The 19570-nt window shown below is 65.5% G+C and carries 17 protein-coding genes; 6 read left to right on the forward strand and 11 right to left on the reverse strand.

Translation table 11 applies throughout. The annotated features are described in order from the left end of the window. The first annotated feature begins 34 nt into the window (after positions 1 to 34). The gene (locus TL10_RS00770) at positions 35 to 898 is read left to right on the forward strand and encodes an Fpg/Nei family DNA glycosylase (protein ID WP_043984016.1); all 864 of its coding nucleotides are present in this window, start codon (positions 35 to 37) and stop codon (positions 896 to 898) included. Between the two features lies 1 nt (position 899). Here TL10_RS00770 and TL10_RS00775 read toward each other — a convergent pair whose 3' ends face one another. Beyond that, positions 900 to 1457 (reverse strand): chorismate mutase, encoded by a 558-nt coding sequence (locus TL10_RS00775; protein ID WP_043984017.1) that lies wholly within the window; start codon positions 1455 to 1457, stop codon positions 900 to 902. Between the two features lie 60 nt (positions 1458 to 1517). Between TL10_RS00775 and TL10_RS00780 the strand changes: the two genes are divergently transcribed. Further along, positions 1518 to 2267: an SDR family oxidoreductase gene (locus TL10_RS00780; RefSeq protein ID WP_043390764.1), complete on the forward strand. Its 750-nt coding sequence runs from the start codon at positions 1518 to 1520 to the stop codon at positions 2265 to 2267. 51 nt (positions 2268 to 2318) lie between these two features. Here TL10_RS00780 and pgi read toward each other — a convergent pair whose 3' ends face one another. Together pgi and TL10_RS00790 are read right to left on the reverse strand one after the other, a co-directional pair. Beyond that, positions 2319 to 3983, reverse strand: coding sequence for a glucose-6-phosphate isomerase (pgi, locus tag TL10_RS00785; RefSeq protein ID WP_043984020.1), 1665 nt, complete (start codon positions 3981 to 3983; stop codon positions 2319 to 2321). A 45-nt stretch (positions 3984 to 4028) separates the two neighbouring features. Next, positions 4029 to 4322 (reverse strand): chorismate mutase, encoded by a 294-nt coding sequence (locus tag TL10_RS00790; protein WP_043390768.1) that lies wholly within the window; start codon positions 4320 to 4322, stop codon positions 4029 to 4031. Positions 4323 to 4522: 200 nt separating this feature from the next. Here TL10_RS00790 and pcrA point away from each other — a divergent pair, with 200 nt between their 5' ends. Next, entirely contained in the window at positions 4523 to 6859 is a 2337-nt protein-coding gene (gene pcrA / locus TL10_RS00795) for a DNA helicase PcrA (RefSeq protein WP_043390770.1), read from the forward strand. Positions 6860 to 6925: 66 nt separating this feature from the next. Here pcrA and TL10_RS00800 read toward each other — a convergent pair whose 3' ends face one another. Together TL10_RS00800 and TL10_RS00805 are read right to left on the reverse strand one after the other, a co-directional pair. Beyond that, complete coding sequence (locus TL10_RS00800) at positions 6926 to 7615, reverse strand: hypothetical protein (RefSeq protein WP_423136049.1); 690 nt, start codon at positions 7613 to 7615, stop codon at positions 6926 to 6928. A gap of 3 nt (positions 7616 to 7618) precedes the next feature. After that, the gene (locus tag TL10_RS00805; protein WP_043984151.1) at positions 7619 to 8710 is read right to left on the reverse strand and encodes a M23 family metallopeptidase; all 1092 of its coding nucleotides are present in this window, start codon (positions 8708 to 8710) and stop codon (positions 7619 to 7621) included. Between the two features lie 269 nt (positions 8711 to 8979). Here TL10_RS00805 and sucC point away from each other — a divergent pair, with 269 nt between their 5' ends. Together sucC and sucD are read left to right on the forward strand one after the other, a co-directional pair. Continuing rightward, entirely contained in the window at positions 8980 to 10143 is a 1164-nt protein-coding gene (gene sucC, locus TL10_RS00810; RefSeq protein WP_043390772.1) for an ADP-forming succinate--CoA ligase subunit beta, read from the forward strand. A 15-nt stretch (positions 10144 to 10158) separates the two neighbouring features. Next, positions 10159 to 11061 (forward strand): succinate--CoA ligase subunit alpha, encoded by a 903-nt coding sequence (sucD, locus tag TL10_RS00815; RefSeq protein WP_020099021.1) that lies wholly within the window; start codon positions 10159 to 10161, stop codon positions 11059 to 11061. Positions 11062 to 11131: 70 nt separating this feature from the next. Here sucD and TL10_RS00820 read toward each other — a convergent pair whose 3' ends face one another. The 4 genes from TL10_RS00820 to TL10_RS00835 all read right to left on the reverse strand — a co-directional run bounded on the left by TL10_RS00820 (position 11132) and on the right by TL10_RS00835 (position 16025). Next, on the reverse strand, positions 11132 to 13000 hold the full coding sequence (locus TL10_RS00820) for a S9 family peptidase (protein ID WP_043984027.1): 1869 nt from the start codon (positions 12998 to 13000) through the stop codon (positions 11132 to 11134). Positions 13001 to 13069: 69 nt separating this feature from the next. Next, a complete protein-coding gene (locus TL10_RS00825; RefSeq protein WP_081936506.1) occupies positions 13070 to 13684 on the reverse strand; it encodes a TetR/AcrR family transcriptional regulator in 615 nt (204 codons plus the stop codon). A 139-nt stretch (positions 13685 to 13823) separates the two neighbouring features. Beyond that, positions 13824 to 14909 (reverse strand): MarR family transcriptional regulator, encoded by a 1086-nt coding sequence (locus TL10_RS00830; RefSeq protein ID WP_043390776.1) that lies wholly within the window; start codon positions 14907 to 14909, stop codon positions 13824 to 13826. Positions 14910 to 14912: 3 nt separating this feature from the next. Further along, positions 14913 to 16025 carry an ATP-binding protein gene (locus TL10_RS00835; RefSeq protein WP_043390986.1) on the reverse strand — a complete coding sequence of 371 codons (1113 nt, stop codon included), beginning with the start codon at positions 16023 to 16025 and terminating at the stop codon, positions 14913 to 14915. Positions 16026 to 16356: 331 nt separating this feature from the next. Here TL10_RS00835 and TL10_RS00840 point away from each other — a divergent pair, with 331 nt between their 5' ends. After that, positions 16357 to 17886 carry an acetyl-CoA acetyltransferase gene (locus tag TL10_RS00840; protein ID WP_043390778.1) on the forward strand — a complete coding sequence of 510 codons (1530 nt, stop codon included), beginning with the start codon at positions 16357 to 16359 and terminating at the stop codon, positions 17884 to 17886. 72 nt (positions 17887 to 17958) lie between these two features. Here the strand turns inward: TL10_RS00840 and TL10_RS30850 are convergent, their stop codons facing one another. Beyond that, a complete protein-coding gene (locus TL10_RS30850; RefSeq protein ID WP_131630656.1) occupies positions 17959 to 18492 on the reverse strand; it encodes a hypothetical protein in 534 nt (177 codons plus the stop codon). A gap of 176 nt (positions 18493 to 18668) precedes the next feature. Next, entirely contained in the window at positions 18669 to 19520 is an 852-nt protein-coding gene (locus tag TL10_RS00850) for an LLM class F420-dependent oxidoreductase (protein WP_043390780.1), read from the reverse strand. Positions 19521 to 19570 lie beyond the last annotated feature (50 nt).

Genomic DNA, 19570 nt, shown 5'->3' on the forward strand with positions numbered 1-19570 from the left:
AGCATGCGGTACCTCCAGTCGCTAGCCTGAACCCATGCCGGAACTTCCCGAGGTCGAGGCGCTCGCTGATCACCTGCGTCGTCATGCGGTCGGTCTGCCGATCGGCCGCGTCGACGTCTCCGCCTTCTCTGTGCTCAAGACCTTCGATCCGCCGCCGACGGCGCTGTACGGCAACGAGGTCACCGGGGCCAACCGCTGGGGCAAGTACCTGGGCCTGCAGGTCGGCGACCTGCACCTGATCACGCACCTGTCCCGGGCGGGGTGGTTGCGTTGGTCGGAGAAGCTGGCTCCCGCGCCGCTCAAACCAGGCAAGGGCCCGATCGCTTTACGGGTACATCTCGGAAAGCCGGGTGAGGCACCGGGTTTCGACCTGACCGAGGCGGGGACCCAGAAGCGGTTGGCCGTCTGGCTGGTGAACGATCCACTGGCGGTCCCGCAGATCGCCACGCTGGGACCGGACGCGTTGTCACTCGGGCCGACGGAATTGGGTGCGGTCCTGGCCGGCAACACCGGCCGGATCAAGAACGTCATCACCGACCAGCGGACGATTGCCGGGATCGGCAACGCCTACAGCGACGAAATCCTGCACGTGGCCAAGCTGTCCCCGTTCGCGACCGCGGGCAAGCTGACCGACGAACAGTTGGGCACGCTGCACGACGCGATGATCTCGGTGCTCACCGATGCGGTGACCCGATCGGTCGGGCAGGGCGCGGCAACCCTCAAGGGGGAGAAGCGGTCCGGGCTTCGGGTGCACGCCCGCACCGGGCTGCCGTGCCCGGTGTGCGGCGACACGGTCCGTGAGGTGTCCTTTGCGGACAAATCTTTTCAGTACTGCGCGACGTGCCAGACGGGCGGCAAGGTGCTGGCCGACCGGCGAATGTCCAAGCTGCTCAAGTGATTCAGCTGCAGTAGTTCGTGGTCGCAGCTGTCAGTGCCTGCTGATACAGCGAGTCCAGGTGCCGCTGTTCGGTCACCTGCGCGCGAGCCGCGTCCAGTGCGACGGCACAGCCCGGGCCGTGCAGAACGCCCTGTTGTGCGGCCATCTCGGAGACCATCGTGTGGTTGAAACCGTCTATCGCCGTACGTGATTGGGATAGATCGGGCGCCGCGACGGGAGCGGTGGCCGGATCGAACTTCCACTGACTGAATCGCAGGTACTCGATGCCCTCAGTGGCGTGAATCTGGTCGGTGAACACCTGCCGCACGAACACGGGGTCGGCACCCGACGCTGTGGCCTGGGCGCCGACGGCGGACAGCACCTGATCGACCCGCGCGGGATCCTCGATCGAGCCGCCGTTGATCCACTTGACGGCGGCGACCGGATCGGCGGTCTGCAGCCGCTGGGCTGCGGTGTCGACCAGGCGGAACAATGGATCGGCGTCGGCGTGGGCGAGGGGAGAGGACACCGGACCCCACGCGATGCCCAACCCGATGACCAACAGGGCGGCGAGCTTCATACGTCGATCCTGCACCCTGCGACCTTTCTTGACACGTGTCGAGTTCGCTACGCTGCAGTCATGACTCGGCAGAAAATCCTCATCACCGGCGCGAGCTCGGGCCTGGGCGCCGGTATGGCCCGGCAGTTCGCCGCCAAGGGCCGCGACCTCGCGCTGTGTGCCCGCCGGCTGGACAACCTCGAAGAACTCAAGGCCGAACTGACGGCGCAGTACCCCGGTGTCACGGTCGCCATCGCGTCGCTCGACGTCAACGACCACGACCAGGTGCCCAAGGTGTTCCAGGAGCTGTCCGACGAACTTGGCGGCATCGACTGCGTCATCGTCAACGCCGGCATTGGCAAGGGCTACCCGCTGGGCGGCGGGAAACTGTGGGCCAACAAGGCGACCATCGAGACGAATCTGGTTGCGGCACTGGTGCAGATCGAAACGGCGCTGGAGATCTTCAAGGCGGCAGGCCGGGGTCACCTGGTCCTGGTGTCGTCGGTGCTCGGCAACGTCGGGGTGCCCGGATACAAGGCCGCATATGCCGCCAGCAAGGCCGGTGTCACCTCGCTGGGCGAATCGCTGCGTGCCGAGTACCCGTCCGGCCCCATCAAGGTCACGGTGCTGGAGCCCGGCTACATCGAGTCCGAGATGACCGCCAAGTCCAAGTCCACCATGCTCATGGTCGACAACGAGACCGGCGTGAAGGCCATGGTCGACGCCATCGAGAACGAGAAGGGCCGCGCCGTCGTCCCCGGTTGGCCGTGGTGGCCGCTGGTCGAGGTGATGAAGCTCGTCCCACCGCGCTTCACCAAGTACTTCGCCTAGTGATTTGTGCACGATTTTCCACGCGGACCGCGGATTTTCGTGCACAAATCACTACGAAACGCGGCCGCGCTCCGCTCGGTAACGCCGCACGAGGGCGTCGGTCGAGCTGTCGGACTGAGCGGCAGGCGCGGCGTCGGACGTGATGACGGGCAGCAGGGCCTTGGCCTGGGTCTTGCCCAGCTCGACGCCCCACTGGTCGAACGAGTCGATGCCCCAGATGACGCCCTCGGTGAAGACCTGGTGCTCGTACAGCGCGATCAACTGGCCGACCACCGACGGCGTCAGCTTGGTCGCCAAAATCGAAGTGGTGGGCCGGTTTCCGGGCATCACCTTGTGCGGCACGACGTCGGCCGGGGTGCCCTCTGCCGCGATCTCCTCGGCAGTCTTGCCGAAGGCCAACACCTGTGTCTGGGCGAAGAAGTTGCTCATCAGCAGGTCGTGCATGCTGCCGGTGCCGTCGGCGGTGGGCAGGTCGTCGGTCGGCTCACTGAACCCGATGAAGTCGGCGGGCACCAGCCGGGTGCCCTGGTGCAGCAGTTGGTAGAAGGCGTGCTGGCCGTTGGTGCCCGGTTCGCCCCAGAAGATTTCGCCGGTGTCGGTGGTGACCGGGGTGCCGTCGGCGCGCACCGACTTGCCGTTGGACTCCATGGTCAGCTGCTGCAGGTAAGCGGCGAAGCGGGCCAGGTCGTTGGAGTAGGGGAGCACCGCACGCGCTTGTGCGCCGAAGAAATCCGAGTACCAGAGGCCGATGAGGCCAAGCAGTGCAGGCGCATTGGCTTCCAGCGGTGCGGTGCGGAAGTGCTCGTCGACCAGATGGAAGCCGGCCAGGAACTCGCCGAACCGCTCCTTGCCGATGACGGCCATGACCGACAGCCCGATGGCGCTGTCCACCGAGTAGCGGCCGCCGACCCAATCCCAGAAGCCGAACATGTTGGCGGTGTCGATGCCGAACTCCGACACCAGCTTTGCGTTGGTGGAGACGGCGACGAAGTGCTTGGCGACGGCGTCGTCACCGAGTGCGGCGACCAGCCAGCGGCGGGCCGCAGTCGCGTTGGTCAGGGTCTCCAAGGTGGAGAACGTCTTGGAGGCGACGATGAAAAGCGTTGTGGCAGGGTCGAGTCCGTCGAGCTTGGCAACCAGGTCCGCCGGGTCGACATTCGACACGAACCGGGCCGAGATGCCGGCGTCGGCGTAGTGGCGCAGGGCCTGGTCGACCATCACGGGGCCCAGATCCGAGCCGCCGATACCGATGTTCACGACCGTCGTGATCCGCTGCCCGGTGGCGCCGGTCCACTCACCGCTGCGCAGCCGGTCGGTGAACGTGCCCATCTCGTCGAGGACGGAGTGCACGTCGGCGACCACATCCTGACCGTCGACCACCAACGACGCTCCCCGCGGCAGCCGCAATGCGGTGTGCAGCACCGCGCGGTCCTCGGAGGTGTTGATGTGCTGACCGGCGAACATGGCGTCGCGGCGCTGTTCCAGCCCGGCCGCGCGGGCCAGGTCGAGCAGCAGCGCAAGGGTCTCGCGGGTCACCCGGTGCTTGCTGTAGTCGATGTACAGATCACCGACGGTGAGCGTCAGTTCCCGGCCACGGTCTGGGTCGTCGGCAAACAACTCGCGCAGCGTGGTCGTCTCGACCGCGGCATGGTGTGCGCTGAGTGCTTTCCAGGCCGCGGTGGTCGAGATGTCGGCAGCGGGAGTGTGATCAGCCATGCCTCAAACCCTAGTGTGACGCAGGAAACGCCGCCCGGTATGGGGCTAGTGGCCGAGGCGGCCGCGGCCCAGGCGCAGGAGCAGCATCGCGAGGTCTTTGCCCTCGGGGCCCAGCTCGCTGTAGCGCTCGATGACCTTCATCTCGCGGCTGTGCACCAGTCGGGTGCCGCCGGAGGCCATCCGGGCCTTGCCGATGAGCTTGGAGACCTCGGTGCGACGGGCGACGGCCGCCAGGATGGTGGCGTCCAGCTCGTCGATCTCGAGGCGGAGCTCGTCGATGTTGGGGAGTTCGGTTTCGGTTGACATGTTGTCCTCGCTGTTGGTGGATTCTGGTGTCATCCGAATTCAGGCCTCACACAACAAACGAGCCCCGGATCCGGATGCGGACCACGGGGCTGAAGGGAAGCAGCTAAACCCCGGGTACCGGCGTCCGGTACCCGTAGAAAAATCGCTGCTGCGCATTGAGCACGTTTCGAGTGTGCCATCCCGGCCGGTGCCAGCGCAAAGTTGTCGGTCTGCAGCGGTAAGTTTGAGCTGATATGACGAGCGCAGCCCCCGACACTGATCAGCTTCTAGACGGCCTCAACCCACAGCAGCGCGCAGCGGTGCTGCATGAAGGTTCGCCCCTGTTGATCGTGGCCGGAGCCGGCTCGGGCAAGACCGCGGTGCTGACGCGGCGCATCGCCTACCTGCTGGGCAACCGCGACGTCGGCGTCGGCCAGGTGCTGGCCATCACCTTCACCAACAAGGCCGCCGCCGAGATGCGTGAGCGCGTCGTCCAGCTGATCGGCCCGCGGGCCAAGTCGATGTGGGTGTCGACGTTCCACTCCACCTGCGTCCGCATCCTGCGCAACCAGGCCTCGCTGCTGCCGGGGCTGAACTCCAACTTCTCCATCTACGATGCCGACGACTCGCGCCGACTGCTGATGATGGTCGGCAAGGACCTCAACCTCGACGTCAAGCGATACTCGCCGCGCATGCTGGCCACCGCGATCTCGAACCTGAAGAACGAACTGATCGACCCGCTGCAGGCCGCCTCCGAGGCGTCCGAGGCCGACGAGGACCTGCCGCGCATCGTGGCCGAGGTGTACGGCGAGTATCAGCGCCGGCTGCGGGCCGCCAACGCCATGGACTTCGACGACCTGATCGGCGAGACAGTCGCTGTGCTGCAAAGCTTTCCGCAGATCGCGCAGTACTACCGTCGGCGTTTCCGGCACATCCTGGTCGACGAGTACCAGGACACCAACCACGCCCAGTACGTACTGGTGCGGGAGCTGGTCGGGCACCACGCGCCGGAAGGCTCCGATGACGTCCCGCCCGCCGAACTGTGCGTCGTGGGTGACGCCGACCAGTCCATCTATGCGTTCCGCGGCGCGACGATCCGCAACATCGAGGACTTCGAGCGCGACTTCCCGAACGCGAAAACCATTCTGCTCGAACAGAACTACCGATCCACCCAGAACATCCTGTCGGCGGCCAACGGCGTCATCAGCCGCAATGCCGGACGCAGGGACAAGAAGCTGTGGACCGACGCCGGTGAGGGCGAGCTGATCGTCGGCTACGTCGCCGACAACGAGCACGACGAGGCTCGGTTCATCGCCGAGGAGATCGACACGCTGACCACCAAGGGCAGCGGTATCGACACCAAGTTCACCTACGGCGACGTCGCGGTGTTCTACCGCACCAACAACTCGTCGCGGGCGGTGGAAGACATCTTCATCCGGGCCGGCATTCCGTACAAAGTCGTTGGCGGCATGCGCTTTTACGAGCGCAAGGAGATTCGCGACATCGTCGCGTACCTGCGGGTGCTGGACAACCCGGGCGACGCCGTGAGCATGCGGCGCATCCTCAACACCCCGCGCCGGGGCATCGGCGACCGCGCGGAAGCCTGCGTGGCGGTGTACGCCGAGAACACCGGCGCCAGCTTCAACGACGCCCTGCAGGCCGCGGCCGAGGGCCGGGTGCCGATGCTGAACTCCCGCTCGGAGAAAGCGATCGCCAGTTTCGTCGAGCTCATGGACAGCTTGCGCGGCGGGCTCGACGGTGAGTTGGGCGACCTGGTGGAGACAGTGCTGGACCGCACCGGCTACCGCCGCGAACTGGAGGCCTCCAGCGACCCGCAGGATCAGGCGCGGCTGGACAACCTGAACGAATTGGTCAGCGTCGCACACGAATTCAGCACCGACCTGGCCAATGCGCAGGCCTTGCAGGAAGAGGAACTGGACGAGGACGTGCCCGACACCGGAGCGCTGGCCGCGTTCCTGGAGCGGGTCTCCCTGGTGGCCGACGCCGACGAAATCCCCGAAGACGGCGACGGCGTCGTCACGATGATGACGCTGCACACCGCCAAAGGTCTCGAATTCCCCGTCGTCTTCGTGACCGGTTGGGAAGACGGCATGTTCCCGCACATGCGTGCGCTCGGTGATCCGACCGAGCTGTCCGAGGAACGCCGGCTGGCCTACGTCGGCATCACCCGGGCGCGGCAGCGGCTGTACCTCAGCCGCGCGAAGGTGCGGTCCTCGTGGGGGCAGCCGATGCTGAACCCGGAATCACGCTTCCTGCAAGAGATTCCACAAGAGCTGATCGACTGGCGGCGGGTCGAGCCGCCACCATCGTTGTCGGCACCGAGCCGCTACGGGTCCGGCGGCTCGAGCGGTTTGGGCGGTGGACGTCCGTCGCCGATGCGGCCGGCGCCGAACCGCAACAAGCCGCTGGTGGTGCTGTCCCCGGGCGACCGCGTCACGCACGACAAGTACGGTCTGGGTCGCGTCGAAGAGGTCAGCGGCGTCGGCGAATCGGCCATGTCGCTCATCGATTTCGGTAGTTCCGGCCGGGTCAAGTTGATGCACAACCACGCGCCCGTACAGAAGCTTTAGCATCGCCGCGCGCGGAAATCAGACGGTGCGATCTCGCTGATTTTTAGCCGGATTCGACTCGGTGCGTCAGATTTTGGTGCACCAGCGCCCGGTGACGGGCAGCATCGCGAGCACCATGCTCGCGATGGGCAGCACCGGGATGCCGTAGACGATCGGCGGCAGTTTCGCCCCGGCGACGAACAAACTGGCGAAGATCACCAGCGTCACCAGGGCACCGACGACCACCACCACCCGGCCCGTGCGGCGCCGTAGCAGGACAGCGATCTGCCCGCCGATGGTGGCGCCGCAGCCGACCGCGGCGAGGAAGCCGATGGCGACACAGAACAGCGGATCGGTGCGCCACCACCCGGCGATCAGCGAGGTGGCGATGACCGCCGTCGCCCAGCCACTCAAGATGCAGGCCGTGGCGGTGGCGCAGGCGGCGAACGGGCCGGGCGGCGGTTTCGGTGCCGGTGTCGGAGCGTCCTCGACAGCTGGAATCGGGGCCGAGGCCGCGATGATCGTGGTCGCCGGAGCGTCCTCAGCGGCGATCAGGCCCGTCGCGGGCTCGATGATGCTGGTCTGCGGAGCGTCGGCGACAGGGATGGCGCCGGTTGGGGTGCGGCGGATGATGCTGGTGGCCGGTGCGTCAGCAGCGGGGAACGGGCCCGTCGGCACCCGACGGATCAGGCCGGTTCTGGGTTCGTCGTCAGACTGGCGCCCGAACGTCTGGGTGGGGTCGGACAACGGCCCATCGGCGGAGTTGTCGTCCGTCACGAATCAGCCGACGTAGCTACCCGGGCTCAGGCCACGCTGCGCCAGCCACGGCACGGGGTCGATGCGCTGGCTACCGCCCATGAGCACCTCGAAATGGCAGTGCGGGCCGGTCGAGTTGCCGCGGTTGCCGATGGTGGCGATCTGGTCGCCGGCGAAAACGCGCTGGCCAACCGACACCACCCAGGTGTTGACGTGGCCGTAGAGGGTCACGGTGCCGTCCGAGTGGCGGACCTTGACCCACGCGCCGTAACCGGCGGTCGGACCCGCGGCGACGACGACGCCGTCGGACACGGCGACGATCGGGGTGCCGATCGGGCCGGCGATGTCGATGCCGCCGTGCAGGGCGCCCCAGCGGTAGCCGAAGCCTGAGGTGAACACGCCCTTGGTCGGCATCACGAACAGCGGGCGGGCCAGCCGGGCTTCGCGCTCGGCGCGCTCCTGCGCGAACGCGGCGCCATTGGCCAGTTCCTGGGCGTGTACGGCTCCGGACGAGGCGGCGGGTGCCACGTTGACGATCTGGATGCCATCGCTCGAGCCGGCGGGACCCGACGCCAGGACCTGATCGGCGGCCAGCTTGGTGCTGGTCGGCTGATCGGCGCTGGTCATCATGGAGTAACCGGCGGCGGCGGTGGCGCCGACGGCCATGGCGGCGGCGACCAGGCGGCCCTTCACGCCGTTGACGGGCTCAGGCTTGCGGTGGGTGCCGCGGCTCGCGCGCAGATCGATGACGTCGGTGTCGTCGAGACCATTGCTGGTATCGGTGTGGCTGTCGCGGTAGGCGCTCGCGGAGAGGCGCTGGGCGCCCTCGGGCTGCCGGAATTCGGCCGGGACAGTCAGGATCAGGGGGGTCTGGTCGTCGGTGTCGTCCAGGTCGTCGAGCTCGGGGGCGGCGTTGACGCGGGAATCGCGGTCGAAAGCGCTCTCGGAGAGGTCCAGATCGTGCAGATCGCCGAACTCGTTGAACGGGATGATGTCGGTCACTTCGGCGGGGCTCATAGCGCGGGATAGCTTGATCGTGGTGCGGTCAGCGTTCTCGGTGATGCCGGCGTTCGTCGCCTCTCCGAGGGGAGTTCCAGACGAATCGTGCTCAGCCAACCGAAAATTCCTTTGCTCCGTGACCGTACCGTTACCGAGACCGCCCATGACGGTACTGAAAATCAGAACCGATTGGCAACCTATCGGCGCCATTGGCCGGGAACTGTGATTTGCCTCACTCGTGGCTGTCGGGTGAGATGTACCACATGGGTGGTAGGCGGTGCAGGCTACTCATTGGTACGTGGCTAAAGTGCCGATCGAGCCAGTGCGGCCCAATGCTGAAGTGAATTCAACCGTCAACGCAGACAGAACGGGATTTCTCAGAGCTCATGGATCTCTTCGAGTACCAGGCGAAAGAGCTGTTCGCCAAGCACAACGTTCCTACTACACCGGGCCGGGTCACCGAGTCCGCCGATGACGCCAAGGCGATTGCCGAAGAAATCGGCAAGCCCGTCATGATCAAGGCGCAGGTCAAGGTCGGCGGCCGCGGCAAGGCCGGTGGCGTGAAGTACGCCGCCACCCCGGAGGACGCCCTCACCCACGCGCAGAACATCCTCGGCCTGGACATCAAGGGCCACATCGTCAAGAAGCTTCTCGTTGCCGAGGCCAGCGACATCGCGGAGGAGTACTACATCTCCTTCCTGCTCGATCGCGCCAACCGCACCTACCTGGCCATGTGCTCGGTCGAGGGCGGCGTCGAGATCGAAGTAACCGCCGAGGAGAACCCCGACGCCCTGGCCAAGGTGCCCGTCGACGCGGTCAAGGGTGTCGACTTGGCGCTGGCTCGTGAGATCGCCGAGAAGGGCAAGCTGCCCGCCGAGGTGCTGGACGCCGCGGCCGTGACCATCCAGAAGCTGTGGGAGGTCTTCGTTGGTGAGGACGCCACCCTGGTCGAGGTCAACCCGCTGGTGCGCACCCCGGACGACCAGATCCTCGCCCTCGACGGCAAGGTCACCCTGGACGAGAACGCCAACTTCCGTCAGCCCGGCCACGAAGAGTTCGAGGACAAGGACGCCACCGATCCGCTCGAGCTCAAGGCCAAGGAGCACGACCTCAACTACGTCAAGCTCGACGGCGCGGTCGGCATCATCGGTAACGGTGCCGGTCTGGTCATGTCGACGCTGGACGTCGTCGCGTACGCCGGCGAGAACCACGGCGGCGTGAAGCCCGCCAACTTCCTGGACATCGGTGGTGGCGCCTCGGCTGAGGTGATGGCCGCCGGTCTGGACGTCATCCTGAACGACAGCCAGGTCAAGAGCGTCTTCGTGAACGTCTTCGGTGGCATCACCGCGTGTGACGCGGTCGCCAACGGCATCGTCGGCGCGCTGAAGACCTTGGGCGACGAGGCCAACAAGCCGCTGGTCGTTCGTCTCGACGGCAACAACGTCGAAGAGGGCCGTCGCATCCTGGCCGAGGCCAACCACCCGCTGGTGATCCAGGCCGAGACCATGGATTCCGGTGCCGACAAAGCCGCCGAGCTGGCGAACAAGTAAGGGAGCCAACTACTTATGTCTATCTTCCTGAACAAGGATTCCAAGGTCATCGTCCAGGGCATCACCGGCGGTGAGGGCACCAAGCACACCAAGCTGATGCTGAAGGCCGGAACCCAGGTCGTCGGTGGCGTGAACGCGCGCAAGGCCGGCACCAAGGTCTCGCACGTGGACAAGGACGGCAACGACATCGAGCTGCCCGTGTTCGCCACGGTGGCCGAGGCCATGAAGGAGACCGGCGCCGACGTGTCGATCGCCTTTGTGCCGCCGGCCTTCTCGAAGGACGCCATCATCGAGGCCATCGACGCCGAGATCCCGCTGCTCGTCGTCATCACCGAGGGCATCCCGGTGCAGGACAGCGCGTACGCGTGGGCCTACAACGTCGAGAAGGGTCAGAAGACCCGCATCATCGGCCCGAACTGCCCCGGCATCATCACTCCCGGTGAGGCGCTGGTCGGCATCACGCCGAACAACATCACCGGCAAGGGCCCGATCGGTCTGGTCTCCAAGTCGGGCACCCTGACCTACCAGATGATGTACGAGCTGCGCGATTTCGGTTTCTCGACCGCTATCGGCATCGGCGGCGACCCGGTCATCGGCACCACCCACATCGACGCCATCGAGGCGTTCGAGAAGGACCCGGAGACCAAGGTCATCGTGATGATCGGCGAGATCGGTGGCGACGCCGAAGAGCGTGCCGCCGACTACATCAAGGCCAACGTCACCAAGCCGGTCGTCGGCTACGTCGCGGGCTTCACCGCTCCGGAGGGCAAGACCATGGGCCACGCCGGCGCCATCGTCTCGGGCTCGTCGGGCACCGCCGCCGCCAAGCAGGAGGCCCTCGAGGCCGCCGGCGTGAAGGTCGGCAAGACCCCGTCGGCCACCGCTGCGCTGGCTCGCGAGATCCTGCAGTCGCTGTAGTTCAGTAGTTTCGGCAATGCCCCGCACCTGGTGGTGCGGGGCATTGTTGTTTGTGGCGGCGAATGCGCCGTCAGGCGCGACCGCCCAGGTGCCGGGACAGGAAGCGCTCGACGGCGTGGTTCATGTCGATCTGGTTGTCGGGGTTGAGGAATCCGTGTCCTTCGTCGGCCTTGATCATGTATTCGACCTTGACTCCGCGGGTGCGCAATGCCTCGACGAGGTTGTCGGATTCTGCTTGCACGACGCGAGAGTCGTTGGCGCCCTGGACAACCAACAGTGGTGTGCGGATCTGATCCACCTTGGTGATGGGGGAGCGGGCCAGCATGTCCGCCTCCTGCGCAGGGTCATTGGGGTCGCCCACGTACGTGTGCCAGTTGGTTGCAAGAAAGGGCCGGGCCACGTTGGGCAGGGTGCGCATGAAGTTTGCGAGACTTGAGATCCCGACGTAGTCGATGGCCGCCGCAAACACGTCCGGGGTGAACGTCACGCCCACCAGCGCGGCGTAGCCACCGTACGAGCCGCCGTAGATCGCCACCTTGTCCGGATCGGCGTAGCCCTGCTTGACGGCCCAGTCCACGGCATCGATCAGGTCGTCGTGCATCTTGCCCGCGAATTCCCCGATCGCAGCTTTGGTGAAGGCCTTGCCATAGCCCGTCGAGCCGCGAAAGTTGACCTGCAGCACCGCATATCCGCGATTGGCCAGCAGCTGCACATCGGGTTGGAAGCCCCAGCAGTCGCGCGCCCACGGACCGCCGTGGACCAGCAGGACCAACGGCAGGTCAAGAGGCTTGATCCCGACCGGCAGCGTCAGATACGCATGCAGGTTCAGCCCGTCGCGCGACGTGATGGTCACGGGTGTCATCGGGGCCAGCGCATCGGGGTCCAGACGCGCGTAAGGCCGGAACAGCAGCCGGCTTTCGCCAGTCGAGTGGTCGTAGAGATAGGTGGCCCACGGATCACGGTCATGGGTGAAGCTGACCACCCACCGCTCCCCACTGTCGTCGGAAGACACGCTGGCGAGGTCGCCGTCCGAGAGTTTGACCAGATTCTCCAGCACCGCAGCGAAATTCGGGTCCAACGGGTGGATGACCTGGCGTTCGCCGTAGTAGCGGACGCCGATCAGATCACCGGTCCGCTGGCTGAGGATGAACGGCGACGGGAGGACCATCTGGTTGCCCAGATCGAATGTCGGGTGGCTGTCGATCTCGGTCTCAGTGCCGTCGGCGACGTCTACCACGACCAGTCGAGACCGGTCGCTGTTCTCATAAGAGGGGAGCCAGATGCCCTTGCCGTCCGGTGTGACGGTGACCGGGAAGATGCCGACCGGGAAGTCGCTGCCGTCATAGACTTTGACCGGACGAAGGGTGCTCGTTGCCGGGTCCCAATGCGAGATCTCGACGTCGCCTTCCACGGTCAGCGTATTGGTGAACAGGTCGCCGCTTGGCCCGCTGAGCCAGTTGACGACGTTGCCGGGATTCTCCGCGCGAAGCGTGAGTTCGCCTGTGGCAATGTTGAGTTCGTAGACATCGAACAGTTCGGGATTGCGATTGTTGATCTGGACGATGGCCTTGCCCGGCAACCTCTTGGGCAGTTCGAAACTCGCTCGCGTCCCGGGAAACGGGGTCAGGTCCACCGCGGGCGTGTCCGGGTTCTCCAGGTCGATGCGGTACACATGCCAGTTCTCGTCACCGCCGGCGTCCTGCATGTAGAGCATCCATCGTGGATCGTCGGTCCACCGGTAGATGTACACACTGCGCGTTTCGTCGGCCGTGACGCACCGTGCGGTCGCGTCGTCGTCGACGTCCTGCACCCAGACGTTCAGACGGTTCCTCCACGGTGCCAGGTACGCGATCCTGGTTCCGTCGGGCGAGATCGTCGCCGCCGTGCGCTCGGGTGCGTCGAAAAGGTCTTCGACCGAGATGAGTTCGGGTAGCGCCATGGGAATTCCTTTCTTGGACAAGCTTGTTCGCCGGGCCGGCGTCGCCGGCTCGTGAGGAGTATGGGATTTTCAGTGTTTGACTGGGCCGCCCAGCCTGCCGTTGGTGGCTTCGCGGATCGCCCGGTCCATGAGCGTGAGCGCCTCGTCCTGGCTGACGCTCTTGCCGTCGACCACGATTGCCCTACTGACGTCTTCGTCGACGACTCGGAAGGCGCCCGTGACTGCCGCCGCGCACAGGCGGACGGTGAGATCGTCGTCGGGTAAGCCCAATCGGTCGGCGATGACCGGGATGAGTCCCCGCTCCATGCGGTCGTGGACCATCAGGTAGGCAGTGCGCAGGGCGGGGTCGGATGCTGTCATGGTCGCCAGCCGGATCGCGCTGAGCTCGTCCTCGATGTCCTGCGGTGACAGCGGATGCGCAATGGCATCTGCCGCAAGGTGTTCCGACAACGACAGTTCGTGCGGCCAGCGCCGGGCGCTCGCCAGGAACCGGTCGGCTGACTTGGCGAGCAGGGGTTCGACGCAACTCTCCTTGCTGCGGAAATAGCGCCAGATGGTGCGGGTGGAGAGCCCGGCGGTCGCTGCGATGTCGTCACCGCTGGTTCCGGCGACGCCCCGTTCCCAGAACAGGGCACAGGCAATGCGCGACACCGCAAGCCGCGCCTGGTCCTGCTTGTCGCTCATTGCCCACCTTCCTGTCACTTAGTGACAGCCCAACTGTGTCACTAAGTGACAGGTTCGTCAAGGCGTCGGGTCGTGTTCGCGCAGAAGAGCGCAGATCGCAGTTCCGGCTTACGCGCGCTCTCTCGGCACGCTCGCGGCGTCAGTGTTGGCGGCGCTCGCGGTGGTGCAGGTAGTTCCGAAGCAGCGGGTCACTGAGGTCGTACCAGGTGGCGCGGCGATCGCCGGACTCCGCTTTTGCGGCGTGGACCCAACCGCCGGCCGTGAGGCGGCCCAGCGCCGCTGATGCCGACTGATTCGAAATGCCCACGGCAGCAGCAAGATCGGTCACCGTCCGGGGACCGTCGGCGCGGGCGAGTTCGACGACGAGGCGTTGTTCTCCGGCCGGCAGCTGCCACAGTAATTGTTGATAGTGCGGCGTCAGCTGTTCGAGTACCGCGTCGGCGGCGGGAGCGACACTCTCTAGTGCGGCTCGGTCGACGGTCTCGGCGATGATCTGCCAGGCGCGCGGAGCCCAGCCGATGATCTGGGCGACGTCGTTGATGCGTTTGAGCCCGTCGGAAGTCTCGGCGTACGAAGCCAATTCGCGGTCACGGGCGTGCTGCGCGAGGAGTTCGGCGATATCAGCTTCGGCGAGGTCAGGTAGTTCCTCGATGATGAATGATCCGTACCACGGGTGGGTGCGGGACGAGACGGCCGGAAACAGCGCCGGGGCTGTGGCGAAAACCAATACGGCGGTGGAGGTTTCGACCCAGGCGCGGAAGCTGCCCTGGCCCGCTTCGCCGATGGCGTCGAAGATCCGGTCAGCGTTCTCGATCGCGACGAGCACCATGCGACCCGAGGCCAGGTCGAGGATTTCCCGTTCCAGTTCCAGTGCGTCGCCGCGGAGATCGCGAGCCCGCTCGTGGATCTCCTGGCCCTGCGTACGCAGCAGCTCGACGAGCAGATCCGGGTAGCTGCCGATGGCCAGTGCGTCCTCTGGAAGTGCCAGCAGCAGTGTGGCTTTGGCGGCCTTGCGCTGTTTCAGTGCCCGATGGATCGCTACCTGAAGCGTGTGGGTTTTGCCCGCGCCGCGCGGTGCGATGAGCAAGGTGTGCGGGCGGGAGCCGTCCTGCGCAGAGCTGACGATGCGGTCCGTCAGCCGTTTGAGCAGCGGGCCGCGGCCCACTGTGCGGGCGTCGAGGTCCGCGGGGTCGACGGTGCCGGGGGAGAAGGCAGGGTGGGTCATGGCCTACCGCCTCATGGCGCGCCACGCCGATTGCACCAGACCGGAGGCGAAGCAGTCGTCGTCGCCGACGCGGCGCAGGTAGTGGTCCTGCTCGAGGCGTTCGATGAAGGACACCAACTGGTCGCGGTCGCTGATGGGTGAGCCCTCGGTCTTCAGGAACTGCAGTGTTGCGTCGACGCTCAAAGGTGTTGGGGCATGGGCGTAGATGTCGAGCAGGCCGGCGATGGCGGCGGCGTCGTCGCCGTAGTAGTTGCGCAGTCGGTCACGGTAGTGCCGCAGGTCCCACGGGTCGTGCGGGTCAGTGATGGCGGCGGCGAGCAGTTCCGCGATGCGGTCCGGCTTGACGGAACCTTCTCGTGCCGCGCCAGCGACCAGATGCTGGATGTAGTACGGCACGTTCTCTGCCGCCGCCGCAACGGATTCCGCGACCTGGTGCCGGTCGGTGGTCGGGACATTCGCGCCGAGCAGTAGGCACTCGGCGAGGTAGGTGGCGTGATCGTGGCGGATCGGCCCGACGGTGACCTTGCGGATGTCGTTGACCGAGCTGAGCGCGTCTTCCGAAACATGGTGGAAGCCAATGGAACCGGAGAGGACGGTTGCCAGTCGGCCGGAGTTGTCCTGCCGGAACCGGCGCAGCAGATGTAGGAATGCGTCTCCGCCGCCGGGCTTTTCGCGTTCGAGGTTCCGCGCCAGGACGGTGACCTCGTCGATGAACAACACCAACGGGCCGTTCTTGGTGCGTGCGACGGCGCGCTGCAACAGGTCGTCGAGTGCGGCGTCGGCGCGGACCCGCTCGAACTTGAACGGTCCGGTGCCGACTGCCACCTTCCAGCGGTCGACCTCCTGGCGCAGGGCGTTGTCGACGCGGCCGAGTTCGGCGGCGAGGGCCGTGACGAACTCGGCGTAGGTCTGCCGCTCGGCGCTGACCGAGACGACGGTCAGGCCTTGCAGTCGCGCGGTGTGGGCGACGAGGCGGGACAGTGATGTCTTGCCGTGTCGGCGGTCGCCGACGAGGGCAGCGCCGCCGTCGGGCAGGCTGGCCAGGATTTCCTGCTGTTCGCGGACGCGGCCCACCACGTTCTCGGGAGGGACGACGCCGCCGACCACGAGGGACATGGGTCTGATCGGCCAGTTCATCTGGCAATTGTACGTCGAATTAGATGTACGTCTAGATAGTTGTACGTTCGAATTGTCGTGGGTTAGAAGGTCGAGCTGCCGGTCGGCGAAATGACGAAACCGTGGTGTTGGCTGGTCACGCATGCAATGTAGTGGTCGTCACCGACAGCGCATCCCGTCGTGCCAATCGTGATCGACTTCGATCTGGCCATTTCGCAACAGTGCGTCGCTCCGCGGGTACCTCCTGACGCAAATGTGCAGCTACCCGCATTGTGGCGTCTGTATCGCAATCGGTTAGCCTATCGAATTAACAGTTGCCTGGAGGTTTGTAATGGGTGTCGATCCGCGTACGCCGGTGATCGTGGGTGTCGGTCAGTTCACCGAGCGACTGGATGACCCCGACTACCGCGGGATGTCGTCGGTTGACCTCGCCACCGCGGCCGCGCAGGCGGCGCTGCAGGACGCTGGCGCAGACGTCACGGCAGTCGCCGCGGCCATCGACACCATCGCCGGCACCCGCCAGTTCGAGATCTCCGGGCGGACGCCCGCGCCGCTCGGCAAGTCCAACAACTACCCGCGCTCGGTTGCGCAGCGCATCGGCGCTGACCCGGCCCGCGCGGTGTTGGAAGTCATCGGCGGGCAGAGCCCGCAGCATCTGATCACCGAGTTCGCGGGCGAGATCGTGGCCGGCCGCGCTGACGTCGTGATGGTCATGGGGTCGGAGAACACTTCGAGCCTCAGGTATTTCGACGGTCGCGACGACAAGCCCGATCACTCGGAGACCATCGACGGTCAGCTCGAAGACCGTGGTTACGGTTACGACGGCATCTTCGACGACTACACCGTTCGCCATGGGCTGATCGGTGCACCGGTGCAATACGGCCTGTTGGACAACGCGCGGCGTGCGCGGCTCGGTTTGTCCGTGCAGGACTACCGAGAGGCCATGGGGGAGCTGTTCGCTCCGATGTCGAAAGTCGCTGCCAAGAACCCATATTCGTCGGCGCCGGTGGAGCGCACCGTCGACGAGCTGGTCACCGTCACCGACAAGAACCGGATGATCTGTGACCCGTATCCGCGGCTGATGGTGGCCCGCGACCAGGTCAACATGGGCGCAGCGGCGCTGCTCATGTCGGTGGAGTCGGCACGCAAACTTGGTGTGCCCGAATCCAAGTGGGTGTACTTGCGCGGGCATGCGGACATGAAGGAGCAGAAGCTGCTCGGCCGTCCCGACGTCGGTGCCAGCCCGGCATCGGTGCTGGCTGTGGAGGAAGCGTTGCGGGTAGCCGGAATTGGGCTCGACGACGTTTCGGCGTTCGACCTGTACAGCTGCTTCCCGTTCCCGGTGTTCAACATCTGTGACGGTGTCGACCTGGCCGTTGACGACCCGCGGGGTCTGACGCTGACCGGCGGCCTGCCGTACTTCGGCGGCCCGGGAAACAACTACTCATTGCACGGCATCGCTGAGGCCGTCACCCGAATGCGGGAAACTCCAGGCGAATTCGCGCTGGTCGGTGCGAACGGCGGCATCGCAAGCAAGTTCTCGGTCGGCATCTATTCGACCGATCCGGCCGACTGGGTGGCGGACGACAGTGCCGAATTGTGTGCCGAGGTTGCGTCGTGGCCGACGATTGCGGTCATCGAGCATGCGAACGGCCCGGCGACCATCGAGACCTACACCGTCCGATACGACTGGACTCCCAACACCGGCATCATCATTGGGCGCCTCGACGGCGACGGGAGTCGGTTCTTGGCGACGACGACCGATGCTGACCTGATGGCCTTGCTGTGCGACGGCGAACCGCTGGGAGCGAAGATCGTCGTGACCTCAACCGACGAGGGCAATCGGGCTGTACTGGCTTGATCTTGGTCGCCGAGATCGACGAAATGGTTGTTCTGCAGCAGGTTTCGCGACCATTTGGTCAATCTCGACGTATCAAAACAGCGTGATTCTGTCGGGCGCCAGGATGAATCCGTGGTCGCCTACACGGCAAGCCGTCATCCCCTTGGTGTCAACGGCGCAGATCGCATCGCCCTTGCTAGCCGTCAGCTTGTGCATCGGCGGCAGCATCGGCGGCGGATTTTTCTTGTCCTGCTGGAAATCGGGATCGCCGGTGATGGGCTTGATCGTGCTGGCCGATGATCGGCCGGCTCTTACTGACCAGTCGCCAGTTCCTTCGGAAGGTAGCTCTCCTCGACAACTGACCTGCTCGTACTGGTTGTCCGGGTATGCATTGCTGGCACATATCAATCCGTTTGGGGCGGTGAACATGAACCCTTGTGACCGAGGTCTGTTCACCTGGTCGTACCGGGCTGTGTCGGCCACGGCGTAGCTGCTGAGATTGGGAAAGATATTGCGAGATTTATCGGCTTCGGCAGGCCGCGTAGTCGGTGCACATGCGACCGTTGCGACGAGAATCATCGCCGCGATGTGGATTCCGTCTCGCGTTGATTGTCGTGCTAGGTCCATCAGATTCTTCTAGAACAATGTCAGCTTGCCAACAAGCCACCCCATAAACGTCAGTCTATGGCGGCCAACGCTCGCGCCCTGAAGGAAATTTGGCACAAAACTGCGGCGGTCAAGGACCCTTGACCGCCGCAGATCGAAGTGTGGCTAAAGCGCCGACGCCAAGTGCCGGCACAACCTCAGATCCCGAAGTCGCTCAGCTTCTTGGCCAGCTTCTCGACGTACGCAGACACGGTCGCGTCGTCGCTGTCCGGCAACCCGAACAGCACCTCGGTGACGCCGAGCTTCTTCCAGCGCGCCAGCTTGTCGGCGTCCGGCTTGAAGTCCAGCGCGACGATCGTCGGTGCGCCCGAACGTCCGGCCGCGGCCCAGGTGTCCTGCAGCAGCTTCACGGGCTCATCGATGTCGAAATCGCGGGGCGTGGTGATCCAGCCGTCGGCCGACTTGGCGATCCATTTGAAGTTCTTCTCGGTACCGGCCGCTCCGACGAGGATCGGGATGTGCGACTGCACGGGCTTGGGCCACGCCCACGACGGACCGAACTTCACGAATTCACCGTCGTATTCGGCTTCTTCCTGGGTCCACAGCGCGCGCATCGCCTCCAGGTACTCGCGGAGCATGGTGCGCCGCCGGGCCGGCGGGACGTTGTGGTCTTGGAGTTCGTCTGTGTTCCAACCGAATCCGACGCCGACCGACACGCGGCCGCCTGACAGATGATCCAGCGTCGCAATCGATTTCGCGAGCGTGATCGGGTCGTGCTCGACCGGCAGCGCCACCGCGGTCGACAGTCGCACCCGCGACGTGACCGATGCGGCGGACCCGAGCGCGACCCACGGATCCAGCGTCCGCATGTAGCGGTCGTCGGGCAGGGTCTCGTCACCGGTGGTGGGGTGAGCGGCCTGGCGCTTGATCGGAATGTGCGTGTGTTCGGGCACATAGAAGGTGGTGAAGTCGTGATCGTCGGCCAGTTTGGCGGCGGCGGCGGGCTTGATGCCGCGGTCGCTGGTGAAAAGTACGAGCCCGTAGTCCATACGGTGAATTAGAACGTGTTTCAGTATGGGGCGCAAGGGTGGGTGGCCAG

This window comes from Mycolicibacterium llatzerense (genome assembly GCF_000878195.1).
GTDB lineage: Bacteria > Actinomycetota > Actinomycetes > Mycobacteriales > Mycobacteriaceae > Mycobacterium > Mycobacterium llatzerense.

Coding starts and splice junctions, on each gene's coding strand:
- TL10_RS00770 (WP_043984016.1), top strand. CDS start 35: ATGCCGGAACTTCCCGAGGTCGAGGCGCTCGCTGATCACCTGCGTCGT.
- TL10_RS00775 (WP_043984017.1), bottom strand. CDS start 1,457: ATGAAGCTCGCCGCCCTGTTGGTCATCGGGTTGGGCATCGCGTGGGGT.
- TL10_RS00780 (WP_043390764.1), top strand. CDS start 1,518: ATGACTCGGCAGAAAATCCTCATCACCGGCGCGAGCTCGGGCCTGGGC.
- pgi (WP_043984020.1), bottom strand. CDS start 3,983: ATGGCTGATCACACTCCCGCTGCCGACATCTCGACCACCGCGGCCTGG.
- TL10_RS00790 (WP_043390768.1), bottom strand. CDS start 4,322: ATGACACCAGAATCCACCAACAGCGAGGACAACATGTCAACCGAAACC.
- pcrA (WP_043390770.1), top strand. CDS start 4,523: ATGACGAGCGCAGCCCCCGACACTGATCAGCTTCTAGACGGCCTCAAC.
- sucC (WP_043390772.1), top strand. CDS start 8,980: ATGGATCTCTTCGAGTACCAGGCGAAAGAGCTGTTCGCCAAGCACAAC.
- sucD (WP_020099021.1), top strand. CDS start 10,159: ATGTCTATCTTCCTGAACAAGGATTCCAAGGTCATCGTCCAGGGCATC.
- TL10_RS00820 (WP_043984027.1), bottom strand. CDS start 13,000: ATGGCGCTACCCGAACTCATCTCGGTCGAAGACCTTTTCGACGCACCC.
- TL10_RS00825 (WP_081936506.1), bottom strand. CDS start 13,684: ATGAGCGACAAGCAGGACCAGGCGCGGCTTGCGGTGTCGCGCATTGCC.
- TL10_RS00830 (WP_043390776.1), bottom strand. CDS start 14,909: ATGACCCACCCTGCCTTCTCCCCCGGCACCGTCGACCCCGCGGACCTC.
- TL10_RS00835 (WP_043390986.1), bottom strand. CDS start 16,025: ATGTCCCTCGTGGTCGGCGGCGTCGTCCCTCCCGAGAACGTGGTGGGC.
- TL10_RS00840 (WP_043390778.1), top strand. CDS start 16,357: ATGGGTGTCGATCCGCGTACGCCGGTGATCGTGGGTGTCGGTCAGTTC.
- TL10_RS30850 (WP_131630656.1), bottom strand. CDS start 18,492: ATGGACCTAGCACGACAATCAACGCGAGACGGAATCCACATCGCGGCG.
- TL10_RS00850 (WP_043390780.1), bottom strand. CDS start 19,520: ATGGACTACGGGCTCGTACTTTTCACCAGCGACCGCGGCATCAAGCCC.